The sequence below is a fragment of the Morganella psychrotolerans genome (genome assembly GCF_001676055.1).
GTDB lineage: Bacteria > Pseudomonadota > Gammaproteobacteria > Enterobacterales > Enterobacteriaceae > Morganella > Morganella psychrotolerans_B.
In genome coordinates this window covers 1-24,736 of sequence record NZ_LZEX01000018.1, presented here as the reverse complement: position 1 = coordinate 24,736, position 24,736 = coordinate 1, and the positions used below count along the sequence as shown (strand labels likewise).

Genomic DNA, 24,736 nt, shown 5'->3' with positions numbered 1-24,736 from the left:
GGAGAATGTTATCAACTCAAATAGTTGAGTTTTAATGCCTTTTTCTGATTGCTTCAGGTTTTCATGATTTGAATATTGAGACATAAATTCACCTGTCACTTCAATAACATCGCGTTTTTTTTAAATTCTGCTTTTTACTATCTAAGTAATTTTGTAATGAAACAGGAACAGTGAATGCTTCCTCTCGCTCTATCGGATATTGCGTTCTTATTGGCGTATATGTTTCTTCAAATATCTTCGTGCCAGACTGCTTTAACCCTTTGACTATATGAGTGGTACAATTGTTACCCGTCACATCGTAGATATCAATTGATCTTCCATTTTTAATAGTTAGGTCACCAGCACCTGCCGGAAACTTAGGTATTACTCCTGATTTCCAAAGACGCTGAAAATAGTTTTCAGTTTTATGAATATCTGAATCTGTTATTTTGAAAACTCTGGCTGTGATTCTATAGAGTTCATACCTTATATATTTACCGGCATCCTCACCTGTCATATATAACATTATTCCGTCACCCGTTAATGTCAAAGGACCCGGGGTACCATAGCGACCGTAAGAATAGAGTGAAACCTGATTGTTTTTGTGGATAGTTATAAAGGAATGACCCGAACCATGTGTTTCCGTCCACACAAACACCCCCTCATATAATATATTATCTGCTATCTTGCTTTCATCTGTTAAAGAGGATGCAGTTGCTGATACAAATTGGCTCTTGCTGCTGTTTTGTGATGACGTTGAAAAGGCGGGAGATTGCGTGGTAAGACTGCGACTCTGTGCATTTTCCGGGTCACTGTAAGCGATAACTTTATTGGTTCCGTCCGGGCAGCCGCATTCCACAATTGAGTCATGAACAGCTTGTAACTTACCATGATTTAAAAAACCTTGCGGCCCTGATACGACAACGCCGGTCTGTCCGCACTCCGGGCATTTGGTTGTTGAGTCGCCGACTCTCAATGCTTTCTTGTTAAAGCAAGTCACCGTTTCAATCGTTGCAATACAGGTTGCGCCCGTTGTTGTTTTATCTCCATCCAGGGCCATTGCCTTGCCCATAATTTTTGGTCTTAATCCGGACATAACACCCCTTATGCAGTCAAAAACGATCCGACACAGATTCATAAGAAATGTTACACATGATACGTATACTTACCAATACCCATTCCGTGTTAGCGTGCAATCCTGTTTATTATCGTCAGGTTGGTATTTTTATCTTTTACTGAAATAAAAAAACCACCGGTTACATTGACGGTGGTTTTTGTGTATCTGATTCAGACAATTACGCTAAATCATTTCGTTCAGAGCAAGGCGGCAAGCGAAGGGGCACGGGGAGCATACACAAGTATGTGACCCGAGCCACTGAGCGCAGCCAACGCCGCTATGGACGGAAGGATGACGCGTATACGTTAAATTATGGGCACTTAAAGACCTGGCCCGTAAGCTTGCTATCCACCGGGATCAGACTGGACACAATCGCAGACTCTGACGGGCTGCCGATACCGTAAATAACATTTCCGCCCAGTGCGGCAGCCTTATTACGTAAATCGTTTGCTGCACCGCGCATGGAGCTGCTTTCATTACCAACACCGGTCATCCAGTTGCTTTGCACACCGGTCACTTCACCTAATTTCTGACACTCAGCGCCCGGCTGCTCTTCGGAAAAGCGGACCTGGGATCCTGCAGCACTGATATCGGTTGTGGTCGTACAGCCTGCCAGTAATAACAGTGCCAGGGCACCGGGTAACATTTTAATCCGCATGGTTTTCCTCATTCACGGTTGGAAAAAATCTATACAATCAATTTAACCACTTTGTTGCAATGACTTCAAAAACTAATCACTGAAAATTACCGGCTTATCTCACGCATCTGCAAATTACGCATAAAAAAAACCGGTATTCTGATTTTCCTCAGAACACCGGCTCGTTTTTCCCTGAATCAGCACAATAACTTATTTATAGTCTTTTTTAATTTCCTGAGCTGCCGCCACACCACGCTTCGCTTCTTTTTCTGCAATTTCAACAGACAAACCAATGTAAGCGCGCGGATCTAACATCGCGTTGATCTCTTCATTACTGAATGCGGCGGTAATCGCTTCATTCTTAATCAGATTTGTGTAGAAGTCCTCACCGTCTGCTGCGGTTTTGATAGCTTCTTCATACAATAATGAATGCGCCTTATCTTTACCCAGCTTCTCAGCCATTTTCATCATCACATATTCAGTATTATCTAACCCTTTGTTTCTCATTACGTTGTGTAGCATTCTCTCTTCATGAGGCACGATAGTCCGGGTAAGTTCTTCCGTTCTTAACAGAATTTCTGTGGTCAGTTCGAGCGCTTCCTCAATCAGCCCGTCGAATAACATATAGCTGCTGCTGTCACCTTCATACGGTCTGACCGCTGAATACATCCCGATACCCGGCAGTGAATACAGCTTCTGAGAGTTGGCGATAATCCCTTTAGCCAGTTTCGGGTTAATTTTATGCGGCATAGTGCTGCTGCCTACCGTACCTTTCGTAAAGCCTTCAGATACTTCGGCAATTTCTTCCAGTGTCGTGCTGTAAACTTCTTCACCGATTTTATGGCAGATATTGGCCATCAGCGCCAGGTTCGCCATGTATTCTAATTTATGCGTACTCAGATTCCGGGACGGTACTTCCATCGCATACATACCCGTCAGTTCAGCAACACGCTTTTGTACTTCCTGACCAATGCCCGGCATGGTGTTAAATGCACCAACTGCGCCGCCCATCATGATAGTGAATACCCGCTTTTCACACTCTTTCATGCGCTGGCTGCAGTCGATAAAATCACTTATCCACACCGCCACTTTATAACCGTAAGTGATAGGAATAGCATGGCGGCCATGGGTTCTGCCCGCCATCACCATATGTTTACTTTTCTCTGCAAGGCGCGATAAATTTTCAAGGATCTCACTTAACAGCAGCATAAATTTATTATGGACTGTCTTCATCATATACAGCTGCGAGCTCTGCTGAATATTTTGCGTGGTAATACCGTAATGGATATATTTACCGCTCTCTTCAGAGCACGCGTTCACTAATACTTTTAAGAAAGGAACGAAGCCATGACCTATTTTCTGATAAATACGGTTCATCTCTTCGAAGTCAATATTCTCAATGACGGCCTTTTCTTTAATTTCACCGGCGGCTGACAGGGGAATAAATCCCAGTTCTGCCTGCGCCTGAGCTAATACCGATTCAAACATCAGCCAGGTTTTGTATTTGGCTTCATCCGACAGCAGCGCTTTTATGCCGCGGTCATCAATAGTTTTACTTTTAGAATCATATAAAGCTCTCATCATATATCCTTTTATTTCTTCATTGCTTCATCAACAGCGTTGCGAACAAATTCAACCTTCGGTCCGTAAACAACATGGACGTGGTTTGCCGATGGAAAGAAGAATGCAGTACATCCTGATTCCGCCATTAGATCTTTATTGATTTTATTCACTTCTGCGACATCAATACGCATACGGGTAATACAGTTATCTACGTTATGGATATTTTGTTTACCGCCTAAGGCTTCAATGAGGAGCTCAGCGATTTCACCATAGCGTTTTTCTTTAATTAACGTGTTTTTCAGGTTACTTGACTCTTCACGACCCGGCGTTTTGATATCAAACCGGAGAATCGCCCAGCGGAAGATGAAAAATGTCACAAACGCTAAACCGGTACCGATAAGAACTAAGAATATCCAGTTAGTACGCTCGTACAGCAGACCAAAGATAGTGAAGTCAAACACCGTACCCCGGATATAACCTATCGCGACACCTGCGAATGACAGTAATACGGCACCGATACCCACGATGATGGCGTAAATTAAATACAGCAGCGGTGCGATAAACACAAAGGTAAATTCGAGCGGTTCCGTCACGTTACCAAGCATCGCAGTCAGTACCATGGTCACCAGCATGGATTTAACTTCAGCGCGGTTCTCTGCCTTCGATGTTTTATAGATAGCTAATGCGATTGCCGGGAACAGGAACAAGGTGACCAGCATTTGCTGCTGAGCCATAAAACGTGTCAGGCTTGGCATCATCGCCCAGTATTCAGTACCGGGGCCTTGTTTGAATAACACTTCAGTTAACGCCGGTACAACACCGACAAAGGTTTGTCCGTCAATTACATACGTACCACCTGCTTCGGTAAATCTGAATAACACATTCCAGACATGGTGCAAACCGAACGGAATAAACAGTCGCTCACCACCCGCCGTAAAGAACGGGCCGACAGGGCTTAAGAATACGGCAGAGAGCTTCATCAGCCCCTGAACCAGAACTTCCCAGATAAACGGTAAGGTCGCGCCGACCATGATCATGAGACCCACCATGATGATGGAAACAGACTTTTTGCCGGAGAAGAAAGCAAAGGCCGTCGGCAGTTCAAGGTTGTAGAATTTATCTGTTGCCCATGCCGCAATTAAACCGGTGATTATCCCTCCTGCGGCACTGATATTTAAGGTTTGGATCCCCAGAACCTTAATTTGCCCGACCTGCCCCATAATGGCTGGATCCGCCAGTTTGCCCGTAAGTACCAGCCAGATATTCATGGTGATAATCAATGACAGATAACCCACCACAGAGGCAAAGACAGCGATCCCCTTATCCCGCTGACTCATACCGTAAGCAACCCCCATAGCAAAGAGCAATGGAATGTTGTCAAAAATAACGCCAGCAATAGAGCGGATGCTGACAAGCAGTGCGTTAACCGTTTCATTGCCGAGAAAAGGGAACCGGGCGATCATGTAGGTTTGTACTAACGCCCCACTGATCCCCAATATCATACCGATCGGCGCAAGAACCCCGATTGGCAGAAGCAGCGTCCGGCCAAACCGCTGAATTGAATCCCCGAACTTTCTTTTAGCCATACTATTTCCTTATGACGAAGAATATTGATGTTATCCGGATACTAGCACTGTATATTTTAAATGAAATGATGATGCGGTTTTAAATATTATCTCAGGTCTCAGATTATGACTTAGGTCATTTCAAAACAATAACGATTTAAAAATCATAGTCATATTGATTTTTCTATACATATATTAATGATATTTAAATGAATGATTATTTTAAAAACAGAAGGAATAGTTGAATTAAAATCATTAAATAAACTTAAGCTAAATAATGAACGGCTTTATTTACAGCAAATTTTCCAATTCATTAATTAATAAATCCACCAAAATAAAAAACCCCGTTCTGGATTTTGAATCATCCCGCTTGGTGTCATAACTGTCAGAAAAACAAAAAAGCGAGTTATTCGCATATGTGGTCAGTTCATTGGTATGAAAAGCGGTCATGCTAATGATGTGGGCATCTTTCAGCTGGACGATTTTTGCGGTTTCGATAATCTTTTTGGTGCCACCGGAAAGGGAAATTAAAACCACGGTATCGTCTTTGCTGACAAGGCGGGTAAAGGACTCCGAAAGGTTATAATCATTAATAAAAAAGCAGTGTAAGCCGAGAGAAAACAATAAATGCTCAAGATAATAACCAACCGCTTTACTGGTTCCCCGTGCCACAAGAAAAATATTCCGTGAGCCATGCAACATTTTCGCACAGTCCCGGATCTGATCTTCATTAATCAATGTGAAGGTTTTCTGGATATTATTTTCGAGTTGTTTTTTATAGGACGCCGGCTTTTTCTTATCTTCTTTATTTTGTGAGAGGATGTGATTATTAATCTGGAACTTGAGTTCTTTAAATCCGCTGAAACCTAATTTCTGAGATAAATTGATAATCACCGTTTTGGATACAAACGTTTTGGCGACTAATTCATTAATATTCAACCAGGGAATATCGGCAATATTTTCCGTAAGATATTTTAATACTTTTTTTTCACTGACGGTTAAGTTGTCGTAATTCTTCAGAAAATCCAGCATATCCGGCAATCCCCTATTTTCAGCAGCGATACCTTCCGATAATACCTCATAATTTGGATAAACAGTGGGATATTATGGAATATACCCTTATTCATTCAAACTGCAGGTTCGTTGGCTGTACTCATCCAGCCGGGCCACATACTGATGTATGCTCCCCGTCTGTATTCTCTTGCCGCCTGCCTGCATCTTGAATGACGTTGGGTATACGCAAATAATTAACACAAAAAAGCCTGTAACCAATAAGGTTACAGGCTTTCTTTGGAAGCAATAGTGTTCAGACTACATGATTACATCATGCCGCCCATTCCACCCATGCCGCCCATACCACCAGCGCCGCCTAAATCCATTTTATCGTCTTTAGGTGCTTCAGTGATCATCGCTTCAGTGGTGATCATCAGACCGGCAATAGAACCTGCGAACTGCAGTGCAGAACGGGTTACTTTAGTCGGATCCAGGATACCCATTGCGATCATATCGCCGTACTCTTCAGTCGCTGCGTTATAACCGTAGTTATCTTTACCGGCTTTCACGTTGTTCACAACAACTGAAGGCTCTTCACCGGCGTTTTCAACGATCTGACGCATAGGTGCTTCCATCGCGCGCAGCGCAACACGGATACCCACGTTCTGATCTTCGTTATCACCAGTCAGATTCAGCAGTTTGCTTGCAGCGCGAACCAGTGCAGTACCACCACCGGCAACAACACCTTCTTCAACTGCTGCACGGGTTGCATGCAGAGCATCGTCAACACGGGCACGTTTTTCTTTCATTTCAACTTCAGTTGCGGCACCGACTTTGATAACAGCGACGCCGCCTGCCAGTTTCGCTACGCGCTCCTGGAGTTTTTCACGATCGTAATCAGAGGTTGAATCTTCAATCTGCTGACGGATCTGACCAACGCGTGCAGCGATAGTCTCTTCGTCACCGATACCATCAATGATAGTGGTGGTATCTTTATTGATAACGATGCGTTTCGCCTGACCCAGGTCTTCCAGCGTTGCTTTTTCCAGCTCCATGCCGATCTCTTCAGAGATGACAGTCGCGTTAGTCAGCGTACCGATATCCTGTAACATTGCTTTACGACGGTCGCCGAAGCCCGGTGCTTTCACCGCTGCAACTTTCACGATACCGCGCATGGTGTTCACAACCAGCGTTGCCAGTGCTTCACCTTCAACATCTTCTGCAATAATCATCAGTGGTTTGCTTGCTTTCGCAACGCCTTCCAGAACCGGCAGCAGCTCACGGATGTTAGAGATTTTTTTATCAACCAGCAGGATATACGGGTTTTCTAATTCAACAGAACCGGTTTCCGGTTTGTTGATGAAATACGGAGAAAGGTAACCGCGATCAAACTGCATACCTTCAACAACATCCAGCTCATCTTCCAGGCCGGTGCCTTCTTCAACTGTGATAACGCCTTCTTTGCCGACTTTATCCATTGCTTCTGCAATCAGTCTGCCGACAGTTTCATCTGCGTTTGCAGAGATAGTACCTACCTGCGCGATAGCTTTGGTATCAGAGCAAGGTACGGAAAGATTTTTCAGTTCTGCAACGGCTGCGATAACGGCTTTATCGATACCGCGTTTCAGATCCATCGGGTTCATGCCCGCAGCGACGGCTTTCAGCCCTTCAGTAATGATAGACTGCGCCAGAACTGTTGCAGTGGTGGTACCGTCACCCGCAGCGTCATTCGCTTTAGAGGCAACTTCTTTCACCATCTGTGCGCCCATGTTCTCGAATTTATCTTCCAGTTCGATTTCACGTGCAACAGACACACCGTCTTTTGTAATAACCGGCGCGCCGAATGATTTGTCTAATACAACGTTACGGCCTTTCGGGCCTAAGGTAACTTTTACTGCGTCTGCCAGAACATTGACACCACGGAGCATTTTGATACGTGCGTCGTTACCGAATTTTACGTCTTTAGCTGCCATTATTTCTATTCCTTCGAATGCTTTATGGTTTAAGAAGATCTGAATACACTCAGTACGGTATGATTACGCTTCGACAATCGCCAGGATGTCACTTTCAGACATAATCAGTACTTCTTCATTATCAATTTTTTCAGCTTTCACGCCGTAACCATCATTGAAAATCACGATATCACCGACTTTAACGTCGAGTGGTTTCATTTCGCCGTTTTCCAGGATACGACCGTTACCTACCGCAAGGATTTCACCACGGGTGGATTTACCTGCAGCTGTGCCGGTCAGGACAATTCCGCCTGCAGATTTCGCTTCGGCGTCTTTACGTTTAACAATAACACGGTCGTGCAAAGGACGAATTTTCATTGATAGATCTCCTATAAAAAGTCCATATCAAATAACGTGGATTAAAGGTTCAGGCCGGATACTAATTTATCATTGCCATGATTCAGCAAATGGGGTCAGTCGCCGGCAAGTTCAAGGGGGTAAGGACGAAAAAAAGATAAATTTCGTCATCTTTACCGAAACGGATCAAAAAATCAGAGTTTGTCCTTCGGGTTGTCATCATTACCGGGTACCGAAGGCCGGTTGAGACTCTGTGACGGATGGTCACGACGATGCTCAAACTCCCCTTCAAAAACATTCCCCTGATTCGCGGCGGAACCGGAGAACGGCCCTGTACGCGGCTGATAGACTTTAATGTGCGGCAACACACGGGATACCAGGAATCGCTGTACCGGTGACAACAACAGTAACAACCCTAAGAAATCGGTAAAAAACCCGGGCAGCACCAGCAGAATACCGGCAAGCACCAGAGAAACACTTTTAATCATCTCCGCCGCAGGACTTTCACCAGCCTGAATTTTTTGCTGAATCAGGCTCAGATTACGCATCCCCTTATTGCGAACCAGAGAAACCCCGAAACAGGACGTCAATACTACAAGAACCAGTGTCATGAACACACCGATTCCCGATGCAACGTAAACAAAAATGACGGCTTCTATATAAATAAGCAGACAAATCAGAATGAGGGGGAGCCAACGCATAACGTCTTCCTTATTAAGGTGCCCTGTGGTGTAAAAATCGTCTCTTTATCAGCCTTTGTGAGCTACCTCTGAGAGACGCACGATAAATTCGATTTTTCATAATAGTTGTACATAATGATGGGGTCATTTCATTATTTTTCAAGCGCCGCCGTCGCGATAATCTCACATAACATTTGTGAGTTATCGCACATAAAAGTGATAACCTTGGAAATATTTCAGTTAATAAGTGATCTGGCTAAAAGGATTCAACTCAATTTCAGCATATCATCATTGTGAATTCACGAAACCGAGTGATACGCACTATTAATATCGGAAAAATTAATATAATTGCTGCCTTTACTATTAAGTAAGGCAACCATTCAATCAAAGAAGGTTCTCATGTCAAATAATTTTCGTATCGAAGAAGACCTGCTGGGCAAACGTGAAGTGCCGGACGACGTGTACTATGGTGTTCACACACTGCGGGCTATCGAAAATTTCTATATCAGCGACCGTACAATCAATGATGTTCCTGAATTCATCCGTGGAATGGTGATGGTGAAAAAAGCCGCTGCCATGGCAAATAAAGAGCTGCATACTATCCCCCGTGCGATTGCCGATACGATTATTAAAGCCTGTGACGAGATGCTGATCAACGGCAAATGCATGGATCAGTTCCCTGTTGATGTATTCCAGGGCGGTGCCGGTACCTCACTGAACATGAATACAAATGAAGTTCTGGCAAACATCGGCCTTGAGCTGATGGGTCATAAAAAAGGGGAATATGAATTCCTCAACCCGAATGACCATCTGAATAAAGCGCAATCCACAAACGATGCTTATCCTACCGGCTTTCGTATCGCAGTTTATAACTCAATCACACATCTGATTAAATCAGTTGAGTATCTGAGAGGTGAATTTGACGCCAAAGCAACTGAATTTAAAGATATTTTAAAAATGGGCCGCACACAGTTGCAGGATGCGGTTCCGATGACATTAGGTCAGGAATTCCGCGCCTATGCCATTTTGATGAAAGAAGAAGTCAAAAACCTGCATTACACCGCGCAACTCGTGCTGGAAGTGAACCTCGGCGCAACCGCAATCGGCACTGCACTGAATACAGCGCCGGGTTATCAGAAACTGGCAGTTGAAAAACTGGCAGAAGTTACCGGTCTGCCATGTGTACCGGCAGAAGATTTAATTGAAGCGACCTCAGACTGTGGTGCTTATGTCATGCTGCACAGTGCCCTGAAACGCCTGGCAATGAAACTGTCCAAAATCTGTAATGACCTGCGTCTGCTCTCCTCTGGTCCGCGTACGGGTCTGAAAGAGATCAATCTGCCGGAAATGCAGGCTGGCTCATCTATCATGCCGGCAAAAGTGAACCCGGTTATTCCTGAAGTGGTTAATCAGGCCTGTTTCAAAGTTATCGGAAACGATATTTGTGTGACCATGGCAGCTGAAGCCGGTCAGTTACAACTGAACGTGATGGAACCCGCTATCGGTCAGGCGATGTTTGAATCCATTTCCCTGATGAATAATGCCTGCCGTAACCTGGGCGAAAAATGCATTTCCGGTATTACCGCAAACAAAGAAATTTGTGAAGCGTATGTGTTCAACTCCATCGGTATCGTCACTTATCTGAACCCGTTCATCGGTCACCATAACGGGGACATCGTCGGTAAGATTTGTGCAGAAACCGGTAAGAGTGTACGTGAAGTGGTATTAGAGCGCGGACTGCTGACAGAAGCGGAACTGGACGATATTTTCTCTATTGAGAACTTAAAAAACCCCGCTTATAAAGCAAAACGTTTTGATGACTAATATACCTATACCCAACGTCATTCAAGATGCAGGAAGGCGGCCAGGGAAGACAGACGGGGAGCATACATCAGTATGTGACCCGGCTGACTAAGCGCAGCCAACGAACCTGCAGTTTGAATGAATAAGGGTACATAATAATAAGATCGATATAGAAAACAGAGAGCACGTCATCGCAAGGTAACGTGCTTTTTTCTTACCCTGCAATGAAAATTTAACATTTACTTTCCGGGATTTTACAGGAGCAATTTATGCTGGCTATCGAATTTATTATCGTACTGCTGGCCATCTATCTTGGTGCCCGCCTCGGCGGGATAGGCATCGGTTTCGCCGGTGGTCTGGGGGTTCTTGCCCTCGCCGCCATCGGCGTCAAACCGGGCAGTATCCCGTTTGACGTGATCTCCATTATAATGGCTGTTATCGCTGCAATATCTGCCATGCAAGTTGCAGGCGGATTGGATTATCTGGTTCAGCAAACTGAAAAACTGCTGCGTCGTAATCCGCGCTACATCACCATTCTCGCCCCTATTGTTACCTATTTTCTGACACTGTTTGCCGGGACCGGGAATATCTCACTGGCAACCCTGCCGGTTATTACTGAAGTCGCGAAAGAACAAGGGATCAAGCCCTGCCGTCCGCTCTCCACCGCTGTCGTCGCCGCCCAGATAGGGATCACCGCATCACCTATCTCTGCAGCTGTCGTTTATATGGCATCCGTTGTGGAGCCTATGGGTGTGAGCTATCTGCATCTGCTGCTGATCCTTATCCCGTCCACTTTTGTCGCGATTATTCTGATGTCATTTATCGTTTCCTGGTTGTTTGATGACAAACTGGCAAATGACCCGGTCTTTCAGAAACGTCTTGCTGAAGGTGTGGTGGAACAGAACCGTCGTGAGAAAACGGTAATCAAGCCTGCCGCCAAACTCTCTGTGTTTCTGTTCCTGCTGGGTGTACTGTCTGTTGTCGCCTTCGCTATCATTAACAGCAAAAGTGTCGGGCTGGTATCAGAGCCTATCATGACAACAACCAATGCAATTCTGATCATCATGCTCAGTGTTGCAACGCTTATCACACTGATTTGTAAAGTAGAAACCGATATTATCCTCAATTCCAGTACCTTTAAGGCCGGGATGAGCGCCTGTATCTGTATTCTCGGGGTTGCCTGGCTGGGTGATACGTTTGTTCAGGCCAATATGGACTGGATCAAACTGACGGCAGGCGATTTAATCGCCGGACATCCGTGGTTGCTGGCGGTTATTTTCTTCTTCTGCTCTGCATTACTGTATTCACAGGCAGCAACAGCCAAAGCACTGATGCCGATGGCACTTGCGCTGGGAGTTACGCCACTGACCGCTATTGCCTCTTTCTCAGCGGTTTCCGGTTTGTTTATCCTGCCGACTTACCCGACTCTGGTTGCAGCGGTTCAGATGGATGACACCGGTACCACACGCATCGGTAAACTGGTTTTTAACCACCCGTTCTTTATACCGGGCACCATTGGCGTGACCTTGTCAGTCTGCTTCGGCTTTCTGTTAGGCAGCCTTGTGTTATAACGTTTCCTCTTCTGATCCGCCCTGTCCGGGCGGATCATCCTGATTTTATTTTCACCGCTCTCTCGCCTTTCCCTGACTCTCACGTTATTCTGAAAAGTATTGCTATCTTTAAAGGAAGAGCCTGCTGTGCAACGTGAAGAAGTCCTCAACCAGGCACTGAGTCTGCTGGAAACCCACGGCATACTGATGCCGGAAATCACTCTGATTCAAAACCTGAATACCGATACCGCCCGCCTGCGTATTTTCTGGCCGACCCATAATGATCTGATTTATGACTGCCTGCGTTATCACGGCAACCAGATTGATATCTGGCAGCGCCGTATTCTGCTGGATGAATCCATATCCGGGGAAGATAAACTGCTGGCGCGCTATACCGCACTGGCTGAACGGGTCAGAGAAAACCGCTTCCCCGGCTGCCTGTTTATCGCGGCATGCAGCGCCTTTCCGGACGCTGAACACGCTATTCACCAATTATCCTGCCAACAGAAACAAAGTGCTTTTGCATTCACTCTGGAGCTGCTCAGAGAGCTGGATATTGATGACTGTGAAATGGTCGCACATCAGTTAGAACTAATCCTGGAAGGCTGCCTGAGTAAACTGCTGATATCGCGCAGCCAGGATGATATTGCTACCGCCCGCCGGCTGGCAGAAGATGTACTGACCATCGCCCGCTGCCGTAAAAACGGGGCACTCAGCTGATTTATACGTTGCGCGGATAATATCTGCGCACCTTTTGCATAAAAAGAGAACACACGCACTTTTTTTATGTTTTTTTGGCAAAAAGGCATTGACGCAAACCACGGAATACGGTTTAATGCGCCCCGTTGCCCGGATAGCTCAGTCGGTAGAGCAGGGGATTGAAAATCCCCGTGTCCGTGGTTCGATTCCGCGTCCGGGCACCAATTAATTCAGAACCGGCTTGTCAGTTAAACATGATGTTATCCTGACAGGTGCGAAAAAGAGTACGATTGATTATGGGTGATATTGTTACCCGTAGTTAAATTAAAAGCTCTTAAGAAACAGACTTGCTCTAACAAGTCTGTTTTTTTTATGCGTGCGAGTTTTACAGATCTTCTCCGTCAAAGTCAAACTTAGTCTGTTCATTCCTCCTTTAAGGGCTACATCAGCTCTGTTTCCAATATATTCCGTAGTCCGTCAACACTTTCATCAATATATTCCATCGTAGATGCCAGACTGACGTGCCCCAACAAGCGCTTTACCACATACAGGTTGCGCTCCGGTGATTTCATCATATGAGTGGCGACAGTGTGTCTGAACCGGTGCGGAGAGACAGTAAAATTGCATTCCCTGGATAAGCGCCGGAAGAACGCTCTCAGCGGTCTCTCATCCATCACCTCCGGATACTTGCGTTTACGTCTCGGATCGAACCAGCCTACATTAAACAGCTGATGCTCGGGCTCCATGCCCTCCTCTTCAGCTCTTGCCAGCAGATATTCCAGCAGCGGGTATAAGGCTTCAACTATCGGTACACGATGCTCATCATGGTTTTTAGACCCGTCTGAACTCAGATCGATCCAGCGTTCTTCCAGGTTCACATCACACAGGCGGATATGAAGCAATTGCCCCATACGGATAGCGGTATAACGCAGCACACTGATCGCCGTCCCCCAGAACCACGCAGGGTGCATCGCATTTCTGCGCCCGTTATACAACACACAACAACCATGTGCTTTCTCGATATCCAGATACTGATCTATTCGCCGGTACAACACATCCATCTGGCTTTTCGTCAGTATTTTCTTCCGCTTTTTACCCGCGCGGACTACCGTGTAATGAAACGGGTTCTGCTCGTGGGGTAAAAATCCCTGTGCAATACCAAAATTAAACAGCGCCCGCATGTGACTGACTTTATTGTTCCAGGTTCTCGGAGCACGTTTCTGTTCTTTCAGAACAAGGTTACGCCAGCCCAACACGATATGCTGATCCACTTCCGTGGGCGGAACAGACGTGAAATCCTTAAATGTCCGGACCACTTTCAGATAGCTGTCTATCGTTTTCGGGCGCAGTAATTTTTTGTAGAAATACTGATCCGTCAGGTACTTGAACGTAATATCATCCATAACATGCTCTTTTGTAACGAAACGCCAAAAAAATCAGGGGCGTGTTATCGCTTATAACGCGATGAGATACCATCATATTTCGACCATTCATTATCCTGAGTGGTCTTTTTGTTCCTCCGGGCTGTCCATCAGTCCGTTCTTTCATCTATAAACCTCACGCCTTCGGCTGTCCGTAACCAGCGCGGTGCTTTTAAATCTGTTCTGAAATAATCGAGTAACTCATACAGCAACCAGCTCAGATGCATGGCTGTCTGCGAGCCGAACCCCTGTCCGGCAAGGACATGCGTCAGCGTGAGGCAGTAGTTGCAGAGTTCAGTGCTGTCAGGATTAAAACGGGGAATATCTGTGGGTAATATGTCCGTTGTCAGACTTTCAACAAGGTGAGGAGATACCGGATCGGAGAGTGCGGATTGCAACAGCGTGAGACAGGCACTGATCCTGCCGCAGAGTGCCAGTTTCTGCACCGGCTCGACAGACTCAATCAGAATTTCAGCAAAAAGCGCGCAGTGGTCAGCTAATACCGTGAAATCAGTATCGGCAGAGAATGAGACAGAAAATAACGGGTGATCGGGGTTAAGGGTCGTCGCCATAAGGCATCCTCAGGTAGGTGAATAACTATAATCCACCGCCGGGGAGGCTAATCCCACTGGTGGTGGAACCGAACGGGGTTAGCCTTACCGGCCCTACCTGACACCGGCGCGTCTTTCGACGCCCCCGTCCGGCCCACCATTGAGGTACAGCCAGACGCACGATATATAAAATATCGCAGGTAGGGTTTTTCAGGAGGCTAATCCCTGCTCCTGATTTTGCAGGAGCGCTGGAAAGATACCGTGATTAGTAAGTCGCTTCAAGCGCTGTTTACAGGGAAAAACAGCAACTACCGCTCTGACGGGCTTTTGCTGAAGCTCATCTATCGTAGAGATCTATATTCATTGGGAATATATAACGATATCATTATATAACAACAAGCCGTGGATTATCCCCGTGTTTCAGAGTATCGCTAAACACCTTATCCACCGGCACCAGATACCCGCTCAGCTTCCGGTACTGTCCTTCCCTGTTTTCCGTCTGATATAAGTGGCAGGTAAACATCGTGCCATTATCCCGCCGGTGATACCGGAGCCGTTCAAACGCTTTCTGGAGTGCAGCTTTTTCCTGTTGCTCACTACCGGTATCAGAAAGAAACTGATGAAAAACCCACGGCGAGGGCAGAAAAAGGTATCCGCCAATCAGATGGACACTGTTATCCGGCTGATTTATGGCAATATTATCACTCCGGCAACCTTCAACCAGCCACTGCCAGAATATATTGCCGGGATTATCAGCGTGTTCAGCAGGAGATTCATTCACCTCACCGATATCTTCTGTGATGGTCTTTTCATTCTCTCCGGTCGTCAGCCGAACGGCCTCAGAAATAATGCGGTGAACCACACCGGTTTGTTCCCGGAAGCCGTTCAGGTACAGCGACAAGGCGCGGAACGCGTCCGGGTAATTGCTCAGCCATAAAATCGCTTCTGCCGGAATTATCCGCCACGCCAGCATTGCACCAAAACTCTGCCGCTCTTCTGCGGACGACGACGGAGAAAAGCGGAACCGGTAAGGCATCGGTGGCGCATCATTCAGCGGAAACCAGCGTTTTCCATTCGCCAGCTCAATATGTACATCACAGAGATAACCCAGTGGGGATAACATAGACGCGTACACTATCACCGCATGCCACGCGGTGCTCTGTGCAGCCTGCTCTTCCGGCGGTGCGCCGGGCGGCAGCATATAGCCTTTTGCCAGCCGCACCGCATATGGCAGACTTTCCAGCATATAATCCGCCATGCCGCCGGGGCGGGCATGACTTCCCTGCTCCATCAACGGAAACTGCTGCATCAGTACGAGACACTTCGTTAACGGGGTCTGATAATAGTGCTGGAACTGTGCTTTTGGCAGAGATGAAGAATCCCGCAGATACTTCAGCCACTGCCGCCGATGCGGGATTGCCGGGACGTTTTCTGCACTGAAAGGACGATAATATCCGGCGGGAGTTTCCGGTATTTTTTCAGAGCGTGATTGTGGGTGAAAGAAGGATTTCAGGTTCAGCATCAGGGTTTCCGGATATAAAAAAAGAGCTACCGGATTTCACGGTAACTCCTGATTTTTTTAATCGATTTCTCCGCATCAGCGGCAGTTTTTAGTTTCTGCGGTCAGATATTCAAATGCCTCACGCGCATAACGGGCGGCACGGAATATCGCCCGGTTATCCTCCTTCAGGATCGTCAGCCAGGACGCGATGTTACCCAACGTCATTCAAAATGCAGGCAGGCGGCAAGCTCCGACCGCTGGGGAGCATACATAAGTATGTGACCCGGCGGGCTGAGTGCAGCCAACGAACCTGCAATTTGAATGAATAAGGGTATAGCTTTCATGCTGCAAATCGCCCTGAATACCCAGGTCTGCACACAAAAACGCAGCACCCATTTCGGCGACCAGCTCCTCAAATCCATACACTGGGTCGTGTTTATCCGCCGGACAGGACACAATTCCTTCCCGTGCCAGACGCGATGCATGACCCGTTGAATGCACCAGTTCATGCAGCAGCGTACTGTAATAATCCGCCGGGGTCTGAAACTGTGCGGCCTGTGGCATCATGATGTGGTCTGCCACCGGATGGTAACAGGCACGTCCGCCATTGTTATGCTTCACCGGAACACCACTGTCAGCGATAATTTTATCCGCTCCGGTGATGCGCTCTGCTTCCGGCTGCACAAGCGGCTCCGGACACAACTTATCCGGCAGATTCTCACACTGGCTGATGTTGAACAGATGAAAGCTGGTCATCATGTGGTAATGCTGCAATACCGGATCGCCGTTTTTGTCCGTGGTTGTCCGCCCATGTTCATCCTGCTCTGCTTTCTGAAACGGTTTGAACAGCACAACGGATGTGGATTTTTCCCCTCTGCGCACATTGCCGCCAGCCTCCTGCGCCTGCCGGAATGTCAGCCAGCGGTTACGCTCATACCCTTTGTTTACCGCATCCGCCCACAACAGCATCACATTGATACCGCTGTAGTTTCTGCCGGTCACAGCATTGGCGGGCAGTCCTTCGTTTCCGCTCTGCCATGCCTTGCGCCACGGTGGTGTGCCGGACTCTAACGCAGCAATAATTTTGTCGGTTACCTCCCGGAATAAATCAGCTTTTACAACGGGTTTACGGTTTTTTTTCTGTGTCATGAGACATCCCTGTCAGTTAAAAAACGAGGATGTCTCCCGCAGGAAAAATCCCCGCACGGGTTAATATAAACATCACATTTCGGCTGTTGTCAGTGACAACGAATTAGCCGCCCGATGCTAATTTTCCTGTGCTGACAGGGCTATCAGAAACTATATTTCACGTTCAGAAGATTTCGTGTAAACGCGGACGACATAGCGCCCGCGTCCGTCACCGTGTCCGAGATCCATTGACACCATCGCGCTGACTTCCTTTTCACTCATGCCGCTGCGTGTGTGGAATGCCATCGCGTCCACCGCCCAGGCATAGCGCAGACTGTGCGGTGCCGATTTGCCGGTCAGTCCGGCTTTGCGGGCAACATTGCGATAGCGGTCAATCGCCGATTTCAGATCCGGTCTGTCCACCAGGCGACCGCTCTGCGCATTCGCCACCGTCAGGGCATGATTTACCGCGTGCAGCATTTTCTCCCGGTCAGTCACTGTCGTATCGCGGGGACGTCCGCCTTTTGTGCCGAACACCACACGAACCCTCGCCTCCCCGCGCAGCAGCGCCTGTTGCCAGGTTTTCAGCGACTTCACCGACTGCACCGCCTCTTCCGTCCGCAGTCCGAAACAGCGGGCAAGTTGCAACGCTGCCGCTACACCGGCGTCCTGTATTTCTGCACAGGAAACCGCTGCGAGATAGCGCTCCGCACTGATGGCGGTCTTAGTACCGTCACGGCTCGCACCAGCTAACCCGAGAGCTTTATTGCCCAATTTCTCATGCTGGGGATCGGCCAGTTTTCCCCGACCAGAAACGGTTAAAATATTTCTCACCGCCGCCATCTCATTTTGCAGCGTGCGTGTTGAAATCCCCTCCGCCTGACGGCTCCGGATATATTTTTCAATATGATGCGTTTTGACATGTTTCACATCGCGGATCTGGATATTCAGCGCGGCCATCTTTGCGGCAAAGCGGGCAGCCAGTTTTGAACGGTCAGCCACCGTTTTAAAACTGCCGCCGCCCTGCCGGGCGAGAGTGGTAAGCTGTTTGGTGAGTTTTGACATGGGGGTATCCTTGAACATTGACAGGTCTTTTAAACAAGACCTGTGTATTTAAGGATTCTGAACACAGAGTAACGAGGGATCACTAGGTAAATATTTTTCAGAAACAGAAAATTTATGTTCTTTTATAACCAGACCATAATAAATCAAATAACATTTGAAATAGCCATTCAACAAAATTCGGGTGACTTCCGAATAATATTCCATTCATTTTTCTGTCTCAATATCCCGTCATTTACTCAGATGTCATGACAGACTGCGACGCGAACAGTGTGGCACCACAGGTGGTTTTCATTCCCTCCAGGGCGATTTTTTTACCCTGAAAGGCCATCAGTGAAGAACCTGAAACAATCTGAAAGACCCCTTTGCATTTCGGACAGGAGACTGAATCCCCTTCAGTCGCCACCGGGCGACCGTTGATGTTGTAATTATCAAGGGCTGAAATGACCACACCACCGTGGTCAGTCACATCACCCAGGCAGATAATCCTCTTACCGGCCATTCAATTTTTGCTCCAGCAATTTCAGATCCCGCTCATTATCATGAGGAATTTCACGGATAAGCCGCCATTCTGTCCGACCGGGCGGATTGCCCTCAATATCAATGGCCGGTGTGCCCTGAAGAAAAATTGTCTCCACATTCTCGCGGCCTTTGGTCGTCCAGTAACCGTCAACCCGCGCCGGTTCACCCGCATATAACGGAGAAACAACTAATGGTCCTCTGTCATACCGTTCATACCATTGTTTGCTGGTTTTTCCGGTAAAATGCCCATCGCCGAGAAAATGTAAAGAGTGTCCTTCCTGAAGGACATAACGGATTGGTCTGATCAACTCATTAATCAGATAATAGCTTTCCGGCGGCGTGCCCGGACGGGGGGTAATATCCGGATAACCACCCGCCTGAATAATCAGGCCGCCGGGATAGCGGGTCAGGGTAATATCCGGATCGATCGAAAGAACTTTACGCACATGAGTTTCACCGCCAAGGCGTTCAATATAACGATCGGCAAGAAAGGTCAGCCACTGAACACTGCGGATGGAATTTTCATATTCACTTGCAGCCATATGAACCGTAGAATTTACTACTATTGCCGGATAGCGCTGTGCCAGCTCATACTCCTGCGGCATACATAAATAATAATCACGCGGCATCACCAGCGTATAGCCACAATCACCATGGTCAGGTTCTAATTCTTTACATAAAAAGGTTACCCAATCCTGAAATTCCTGCTTTCCCTCTTCTGTGAACAAAATATTCCACGGCAGGTATAGAGATAAGTATGAGGTACCCCAGGTGCCATCTACCTCATAAGAGTTAAGGCATCGCATCACATATTCAGGAGCTTCATCACCATTTTTCGCATCACTGATATACCATTCCACAACATCATTCGGTTCGGATGCCTTAATATACTGCTCCAGCTTTTCAATATTTTCCGGTGAATACTTTTTCATTCCCTTGCGGTTATGGGTATGAAACCGCAACCGCCCTGCATACAGCTCACGAAAGCGCCGGAAACAGCTGATAATTTGTACTTTTTTTTCCGGGGTATAGCTGTTTTTAAAGAAAAAGGTCATTACCAGTCCCAGACGGGTCAGATAACGTTTTTTATCATCAATCAGTAAAAATCCGGTAATTTCCCGGATAGCATTCAGTTCTGCTTCCTGTTCTGTCATCATATTTCCTTGTGATTACTGAGTGGCGGTGGTTAACGCGGCGCCTGCCAAAAAAGCAGCCAGAGCATCACCCAGTCCGGCAGCGGCGGCACCACTGGTGCCACCACTCACCGGCATAAGTGCAACCAGCACAACAATCGCCGCAGCAACGGCGACACTGACGATAATTTCAAATACATGATCTTCAACCCAGAGCGCCACCTGAACCATACCATTACCAAGATCAGTCATCATCTGTAACCATTTAATGCTCTTCAACACCTCAATGGTCAGGTCAGTATAGAAACAAATTTTCTGCCATTCACCGAGCAAATATTCTTTACTCAGCTGAATCATTTTTCCGCCCGCATCACCGAGCCAGTACACCGCATATACCAGTGCGTCAGTACCCGGCTCCACCACTTCCCTGATGACCCACTTTCCGGTTTCACGGAACCAGACGCCGGTGGCCGCAAATGCCGTCTGTAATTCATCACTCAGAAAATCCAGCCCATAGCGGGTATAATCACAGGCTATCGCCCAGGTTTGCGCAGCCGTATCTCCGGTGTACTGATAACCCGCGGCAATGTAGCCCTGTGCTTCCTGAATTAAATATTCTCCCGCTTCCTGCATTCCGTCCGTAAACACCTGCCAGGCAGATACAGACTGTGACTCAGCCAAAACAGCCCGGCCGAATGCCGGGATATCCACATTCAGCGCCCACCACAGACTCAGAACCGGTTTAACCTGCCAGATCTGTTCACTGACCAACGGAATATCAACCAGCATCAGTGTCTGAAGTGACTCCTCTGATACCGGTAGCTTGCCGTGCCTTTTTTCGTATGTCGCCAATAAACCAGCTTGTGCCTGACGGGCACTTTCTCTTTCCTCCCGCCGGCGGTTATCCTCCACATAAAATACACTGAACCGATCTTCGGTCGCTATTTGTTTATAGTCCCGTTCCTGTTCCTCAGAGAGACTGTCTCCCGGAAACTTGACCTCAATCAGCCGCAGCAGATTATCTGTAGCTCCTTTCCCATCCCAACCTTCACTTCGCCCCGGCCAGCGGTTTGACTGGTCTCTGACTAAAATAATATCGGGTCGCCGCATCTGGGTCACACCTTCACGCAACCACTGTTCCGGAGACGGCCGGGCAAACGGATTTTCTGAATGCGGCAGATTACCCCCGTATTTTCCCCGTTTGTTCTTACTGGTGGCCATCATCGGCAGCGGTTTTTTTTTCACCCCGCGAATTGCAAACACCACTTCCGCTTTATAAGACCACAGCCAGTCATGTATGATTTCCTCAATCCGGATAAGCCCGCTCATCGCCAGCTGTTTTAGGGATCGCTTTGCGCCGTCCTTTGTATACGCCTTTCTCGGAAAATAAATGGCAAACAGCGCTTTTTCTTTCAGATAACATTCATTTGCCGGTGACGGAAGTTGAGCCCCTTCCACCCGACAGGTAATAGTGGTGCCACCGGGACACACTTCTTTAAACGGTTTCATTTGTTATCATCCTTAAATTCCATCACATAATCCGCCTTGCTGTTATCAAACATCCGGTATAATTTACGGGTTTTCGGCTGACTCTCTTCAGGCACCGTCAGAGTCAGAGATTCCGCCTGCTTCGTCTGAAGCGTCATGGTAAAGCCGTTAGCATCCGTCACGCCTCTGACAGCCTGACCACTTGCTGTGGTGATCCGGTAAGGCTGATTAACCAGTGGATCTTCTGTTCCTTCCGCTGTCAGCCGGAAACGGCCGGAATGCTCAAACAGGGCGGGCGCTGCTTTAATTCCCGCAGCATGATCAGAGACGGTGACAGACAATCCTTCAATGCGGATATTCCCCATCGGGTCGATCACTATCTGGCCGCCGGCATTGCCGATGATGATTTCCCCGCCGGATGAGCGGATCAGAAGATTTCTCCCGATATGAAGTTCATGATTATCGGCAATCTCGGTATACAGACTCTTGCCAACTTTCTGTGCCAGCTGACCGTCCGTTGTCTGGGTGACATTACCGGAGACATACAGTGACGACTGCCCGCCGACGGTCAGCTCATCATTTTGTTTTACTGATACCGTCCGGTTATTACCGATTTCCGATGTTTGATCCTGCATGACCGACACTTTTTGATGTTGCCCGATACGTTCCTCATCATCATGATCAATCTCAGTAAGACGGTCATGCAGAACCCGGGTATTCATATCCTTCTGCGCATGAAGATAAATTTCCTGCTGCCCACCCAGATCCTCAAAGCGCAGTTCATTAAACCCATCCCCTTTGTGGGTTTTTGTCCGAAACGTCGTGCGGGTTTTATCTTTCGGCAGGTTCAGCGGCGGACGGTTGCGTCCGTTATAGGTGCAGCCGGTGATAATCGGCCGGTCAATGTCGCCGTTCAGATAGGAAACTATCACTTCCTGACCGATGCGTGGGATCGACATAAATCCAAATCCGTCACCATTCCAGCCCTGGGCTACGCGCAGCCAGCAGGAGCCGCTGTGGTCAGGGTTTCCGCGGCGATCCCAGTGAAAATACACTTTTACCGCGCCCTGTTCATTGGTATAGATTTCTTCCCCGGGCGGCCCGACAACCGTTGCCAGTTCATCACCGTCCGCAGTGGGTTTGTACCGGAAAGGCGGACGCCATTCCTGAGTTCCCGGGATAAACTGCACTGTATTTGAAAGCGTTGTCCCTTCACCGCCACTGTTGTCTGCCAGCGGCTGCACACCACGATGGCTGACGCTGATCACCTGCCAGGCAGCATTCATATCAGCGGAGGGATGATTTTTCAGGGAAAAAATCTTGCCGGGTCTCAGGGCAAAACAGTTAGTGCCCGCCGTGCCGGTCTGGCGCTGGTTCTGCGATTGCTCGTAGCGCAGCTGAGTAAAAGGTTTTCCCTGCTCATCCTGCTGAAAACGCCCGTAACTTTCAAAGGTGGCGTGCTGGTGATGCACCTCACCGGTGACCTGATGTTGCAGCGGGTAAGACGGATTTTGCGGATTGTAATCTTTGTGGATCTGAATATCGCCGCACAACCGCTCCGTATAGCGCCAGGAGGAAGCGGTGCTGTCACTGATATCCGTATCTGCCTGCGGGTTATAAGTCAGATGAATACCGGCGGTCATGCCAAGGTGGTTGTCGCTGTAAAACAGCTTCGGACCCTCTTCAAACCAGAAACTGATCCCTTCCTCTGCGGCCAGACGGCACCAGAATTCATAGGCAGATTCCCGTTTTTGCGTGATGTAGTGCCGCTTTTGGTGCAACTCATCCTGATAGAATTTTTTATCACATTTGACATGCGCTTCATTCAGCAACGTTGCCAGAATTTCTGGGACCGATTGTTCACGGAAAATACGGCTGTCCTGGTTCAGGCTCATTACCCACATTTCCGGGCGGATAATAAAATGATACCAGGTTTTGTTACCGTCGGTATTGCCCTGTTCGGCAGAGGCCAGCAGCCCCTGTACGGTACGGATGCGGGTACCGTTACGGGTCACTGTCAGCGAGGCCGCCAGACCGAGACATTCTTTAAAACTGACTGACGGCAGCGGGCTGACAACAGAAACAGATAAGGTAAATAAAGAAGAAAGAGCTTCATTGAGGGTAAATTCGGTGACCTGAAACGTCTCTTCCGGCAGATTATGAACCCGGCAGGTAAAGACCAGCCCGGAGCGCCCCTGTAAGTTCTGTAAGAGATCAGAAAAGGAAGGCATAGCGGTTTCCCTTTATATCGGAAAGAGAATTTCGGACAAAGCTACCGCTGTCCAGCGCTGTCCGAAATTCCCTGAGATAAAGATTCAACCCAGTCAGCACATTGCAGACTGGGTTGTGATTTTTTACGCTTCGATTGGTGCGCGCCAGTCGTCTGCACCGGAAGTACCGGCAACAGTGTGTTCCCAGTCGATTTTGCGGTAAGAGAGCGACACTTCAATCAGTTGAGTAAAATCAGACTTGGACGGATCCTGACAGTGCGGCATTTTGCAGTCGATATTGACGATAGTCGCATCTTCCAGAGAGGTGGTGAAGAAATGCTCCTGCTTGCCTTCGACTGAGGTGCGGTACCATTTCAGTTGTACTTTCGGCAGCATTTCACCGGACGCCAGGGCGTTATACAGCAGCGGAACCGCTTTGTTCAGTGCGACGGTGAATTTGAACGGGCGGTGCGCACGCTGACCGGATGGCTGACCAGACTGTGGATCAGTCGGGACAGTCACAATATGGTCAAACTGCTGCACCAGCATTTCGTCCTCATGACCCTGCACATAGATATTGCCGACAGATTCAGCGGTAAACGCACCGGCAGTGATATTGCCCTGAGTTTTGCCTTCGATGGAGATGTAGCATGGAGTTGGCATAGTAAATTCCTTGTAAAGTGAAAAAATAACAATAAGTTACCTGACGTTTCATCGTCATCAGCCAATGCGCATGGTGATAGTGTGAACCCAACGTCATTCAAGATGCAGGCAGGCGGCAAGCTCCGGCTGCCGGGGAGCATACATTAGTATGTGACCCGTCGG

General features: G+C 47.8%; 22 protein-coding genes and 1 tRNA gene. 4 read left to right on the top strand and 19 right to left on the bottom strand.

The features are described 5' to 3' along the window. Positions 1-100 precede the first annotated feature (100 nt). The 8 genes from AYY17_RS11705 to AYY17_RS11670 form a co-directional block, all read right to left on the bottom strand. Positions 101-1,075 carry a PAAR domain-containing protein gene (locus AYY17_RS11705; protein ID WP_067423905.1) on the bottom strand — a complete coding sequence of 325 codons (975 nt, stop codon included), beginning with the start codon at positions 1,073-1,075 and terminating at the stop codon, positions 101-103. Positions 1,076-1,406: 331 nt separating this feature from the next. Next, positions 1,407-1,754, bottom strand: a complete 348-nt coding sequence (locus AYY17_RS11700) for a DUF4156 domain-containing protein (RefSeq protein ID WP_067423904.1) — start codon at positions 1,752-1,754, stop codon at positions 1,407-1,409. A 189-nt stretch (positions 1,755-1,943) separates the two neighbouring features. Continuing rightward, positions 1,944-3,314, bottom strand: coding sequence for a class-II fumarase/aspartase family protein (locus tag AYY17_RS11695; RefSeq protein ID WP_067423902.1), 1,371 nt, complete (start codon positions 3,312-3,314; stop codon positions 1,944-1,946). Between the two features lie 11 nt (positions 3,315-3,325). Beyond that, positions 3,326-4,882 carry a PTS transporter subunit EIIC gene (locus tag AYY17_RS11690; protein ID WP_067423900.1) on the bottom strand — a complete coding sequence of 519 codons (1,557 nt, stop codon included), beginning with the start codon at positions 4,880-4,882 and terminating at the stop codon, positions 3,326-3,328. Between the two features lie 270 nt (positions 4,883-5,152). Then, positions 5,153-5,893 carry a MurR/RpiR family transcriptional regulator gene (locus AYY17_RS11685; RefSeq protein ID WP_067423898.1) on the bottom strand — a complete coding sequence of 247 codons (741 nt, stop codon included), beginning with the start codon at positions 5,891-5,893 and terminating at the stop codon, positions 5,153-5,155. 287 nt (positions 5,894-6,180) lie between these two features. Beyond that, positions 6,181-7,827 (bottom strand): chaperonin GroEL, encoded by a 1,647-nt coding sequence (gene groL, locus AYY17_RS11680; RefSeq protein ID WP_067423896.1) that lies wholly within the window; start codon positions 7,825-7,827, stop codon positions 6,181-6,183. Positions 7,828-7,890: 63 nt separating this feature from the next. Next, positions 7,891-8,184: a co-chaperone GroES gene (locus tag AYY17_RS11675; RefSeq protein WP_067366609.1), complete on the bottom strand. Its 294-nt coding sequence runs from the start codon at positions 8,182-8,184 to the stop codon at positions 7,891-7,893. 173 nt (positions 8,185-8,357) lie between these two features. Continuing rightward, positions 8,358-8,864 (bottom strand): FxsA family protein, encoded by a 507-nt coding sequence (locus AYY17_RS11670; RefSeq protein WP_067423894.1) that lies wholly within the window; start codon positions 8,862-8,864, stop codon positions 8,358-8,360. A gap of 378 nt (positions 8,865-9,242) precedes the next feature. Between AYY17_RS11670 and aspA the strand changes: the two genes are divergently transcribed. The 4 genes from aspA to AYY17_RS11650 all read left to right on the top strand — a co-directional run bounded on the left by aspA (position 9,243) and on the right by AYY17_RS11650 (position 13,119). After that, on the top strand, positions 9,243-10,667 hold the full coding sequence (gene aspA / locus AYY17_RS11665; RefSeq protein ID WP_067423892.1) for an aspartate ammonia-lyase: 1,425 nt from the start codon (positions 9,243-9,245) through the stop codon (positions 10,665-10,667). Between the two features lie 248 nt (positions 10,668-10,915). Further along, entirely contained in the window at positions 10,916-12,217 is a 1,302-nt protein-coding gene (locus AYY17_RS11660; protein ID WP_067423890.1) for an anaerobic C4-dicarboxylate transporter, read from the top strand. Between the two features lie 126 nt (positions 12,218-12,343). Then, on the top strand, positions 12,344-12,916 hold the full coding sequence (dicD, locus tag AYY17_RS11655) for a division control transcriptional repressor DicD (protein ID WP_067423888.1): 573 nt from the start codon (positions 12,344-12,346) through the stop codon (positions 12,914-12,916). 127 nt (positions 12,917-13,043) lie between these two features. Further along, positions 13,044-13,119: transfer RNA gene (locus tag AYY17_RS11650), tRNA-Phe, on the top strand. A 216-nt stretch (positions 13,120-13,335) separates the two neighbouring features. On the opposite strand, the gene AYY17_RS11645 is transcribed toward AYY17_RS11650, so the two are convergent. The 11 genes from AYY17_RS11645 to AYY17_RS11600 form a co-directional block, all read right to left on the bottom strand. Then, a complete protein-coding gene (locus tag AYY17_RS11645; protein ID WP_067423887.1) occupies positions 13,336-14,298 on the bottom strand; it encodes a tyrosine-type recombinase/integrase in 963 nt (320 codons plus the stop codon). Positions 14,299-14,426: 128 nt separating this feature from the next. Continuing rightward, positions 14,427-14,888: a hypothetical protein gene (locus AYY17_RS11640; protein WP_067423885.1), complete on the bottom strand. Its 462-nt coding sequence runs from the start codon at positions 14,886-14,888 to the stop codon at positions 14,427-14,429. Positions 14,889-15,252: 364 nt separating this feature from the next. Continuing rightward, complete coding sequence (locus tag AYY17_RS11635; protein WP_067423883.1) at positions 15,253-16,389, bottom strand: TraI domain-containing protein; 1,137 nt, start codon at positions 16,387-16,389, stop codon at positions 15,253-15,255. A 75-nt stretch (positions 16,390-16,464) separates the two neighbouring features. Next, positions 16,465-16,593, bottom strand: coding sequence for a hypothetical protein (locus AYY17_RS22550; protein WP_268873028.1), 129 nt, complete (start codon positions 16,591-16,593; stop codon positions 16,465-16,467). After that, positions 16,594-17,517 carry an ArdC family protein gene (locus AYY17_RS11630; protein WP_067423881.1) on the bottom strand — a complete coding sequence of 308 codons (924 nt, stop codon included), beginning with the start codon at positions 17,515-17,517 and terminating at the stop codon, positions 16,594-16,596. A 150-nt stretch (positions 17,518-17,667) separates the two neighbouring features. Continuing rightward, positions 17,668-18,561 (bottom strand): integrase domain-containing protein, encoded by an 894-nt coding sequence (locus AYY17_RS11625; protein ID WP_067423879.1) that lies wholly within the window; start codon positions 18,559-18,561, stop codon positions 17,668-17,670. A 232-nt stretch (positions 18,562-18,793) separates the two neighbouring features. Beyond that, complete coding sequence (locus AYY17_RS11620) at positions 18,794-19,060, bottom strand: PAAR domain-containing protein (protein WP_067423877.1); 267 nt, start codon at positions 19,058-19,060, stop codon at positions 18,794-18,796. Further along, positions 19,050-20,237 carry a type VI immunity family protein gene (locus AYY17_RS11615; RefSeq protein WP_067423875.1) on the bottom strand — a complete coding sequence of 396 codons (1,188 nt, stop codon included), beginning with the start codon at positions 20,235-20,237 and terminating at the stop codon, positions 19,050-19,052. Before AYY17_RS11615 ends, AYY17_RS11620 begins: the two co-directional genes overlap by 11 nt. 12 nt (positions 20,238-20,249) lie before the next feature. After that, positions 20,250-21,722 (bottom strand): VRR-NUC domain-containing protein, encoded by a 1,473-nt coding sequence (locus AYY17_RS11610; RefSeq protein WP_067423874.1) that lies wholly within the window; start codon positions 21,720-21,722, stop codon positions 20,250-20,252. Then, positions 21,719-23,932, bottom strand: a complete 2,214-nt coding sequence (locus AYY17_RS11605; RefSeq protein WP_067423872.1) for a type VI secretion system Vgr family protein — start codon at positions 23,930-23,932, stop codon at positions 21,719-21,721. The genes AYY17_RS11610 and AYY17_RS11605 overlap by 4 nt, the downstream gene beginning before the upstream one ends. A 123-nt stretch (positions 23,933-24,055) precedes the next feature. Further along, positions 24,056-24,574: an Hcp family type VI secretion system effector gene (locus AYY17_RS11600; RefSeq protein WP_067423870.1), complete on the bottom strand. Its 519-nt coding sequence runs from the start codon at positions 24,572-24,574 to the stop codon at positions 24,056-24,058. Positions 24,575-24,736: the final 162 nt, after the last annotated feature.

Coding starts and splice junctions, on each gene's coding strand:
- AYY17_RS11705 (WP_067423905.1), bottom strand. CDS start 1,075: ATGTCCGGATTAAGACCAAAAATTATGGGCAAGGCAATGGCCCTGGAT.
- AYY17_RS11700 (WP_067423904.1), bottom strand. CDS start 1,754: ATGCGGATTAAAATGTTACCCGGTGCCCTGGCACTGTTATTACTGGCA.
- AYY17_RS11695 (WP_067423902.1), bottom strand. CDS start 3,314: ATGAGAGCTTTATATGATTCTAAAAGTAAAACTATTGATGACCGCGGC.
- AYY17_RS11690 (WP_067423900.1), bottom strand. CDS start 4,882: ATGGCTAAAAGAAAGTTCGGGGATTCAATTCAGCGGTTTGGCCGGACG.
- AYY17_RS11685 (WP_067423898.1), bottom strand. CDS start 5,893: ATGCTGGATTTTCTGAAGAATTACGACAACTTAACCGTCAGTGAAAAA.
- groL (WP_067423896.1), bottom strand. CDS start 7,827: ATGGCAGCTAAAGACGTAAAATTCGGTAACGACGCACGTATCAAAATG.
- AYY17_RS11675 (WP_067366609.1), bottom strand. CDS start 8,184: ATGAAAATTCGTCCTTTGCACGACCGTGTTATTGTTAAACGTAAAGAC.
- AYY17_RS11670 (WP_067423894.1), bottom strand. CDS start 8,864: ATGCGTTGGCTCCCCCTCATTCTGATTTGTCTGCTTATTTATATAGAA.
- aspA (WP_067423892.1), top strand. CDS start 9,243: ATGTCAAATAATTTTCGTATCGAAGAAGACCTGCTGGGCAAACGTGAA.
- AYY17_RS11660 (WP_067423890.1), top strand. CDS start 10,916: ATGCTGGCTATCGAATTTATTATCGTACTGCTGGCCATCTATCTTGGT.
- AYY17_RS11645 (WP_067423887.1), bottom strand. CDS start 14,298: ATGGATGATATTACGTTCAAGTACCTGACGGATCAGTATTTCTACAAA.
- AYY17_RS11640 (WP_067423885.1), bottom strand. CDS start 14,888: ATGGCGACGACCCTTAACCCCGATCACCCGTTATTTTCTGTCTCATTC.
- AYY17_RS11635 (WP_067423883.1), bottom strand. CDS start 16,389: ATGCTGAACCTGAAATCCTTCTTTCACCCACAATCACGCTCTGAAAAA.
- AYY17_RS22550 (WP_268873028.1), bottom strand. CDS start 16,593: ATGACGTTGGGTAACATCGCGTCCTGGCTGACGATCCTGAAGGAGGAT.
- AYY17_RS11630 (WP_067423881.1), bottom strand. CDS start 17,517: ATGACACAGAAAAAAAACCGTAAACCCGTTGTAAAAGCTGATTTATTC.
- AYY17_RS11625 (WP_067423879.1), bottom strand. CDS start 18,561: ATGTCAAAACTCACCAAACAGCTTACCACTCTCGCCCGGCAGGGCGGC.
- AYY17_RS11620 (WP_067423877.1), bottom strand. CDS start 19,060: ATGGCCGGTAAGAGGATTATCTGCCTGGGTGATGTGACTGACCACGGT.
- AYY17_RS11615 (WP_067423875.1), bottom strand. CDS start 20,237: ATGATGACAGAACAGGAAGCAGAACTGAATGCTATCCGGGAAATTACC.
- AYY17_RS11610 (WP_067423874.1), bottom strand. CDS start 21,722: ATGAAACCGTTTAAAGAAGTGTGTCCCGGTGGCACCACTATTACCTGT.
- AYY17_RS11605 (WP_067423872.1), bottom strand. CDS start 23,932: ATGCCTTCCTTTTCTGATCTCTTACAGAACTTACAGGGGCGCTCCGGG.
- AYY17_RS11600 (WP_067423870.1), bottom strand. CDS start 24,574: ATGCCAACTCCATGCTACATCTCCATCGAAGGCAAAACTCAGGGCAAT.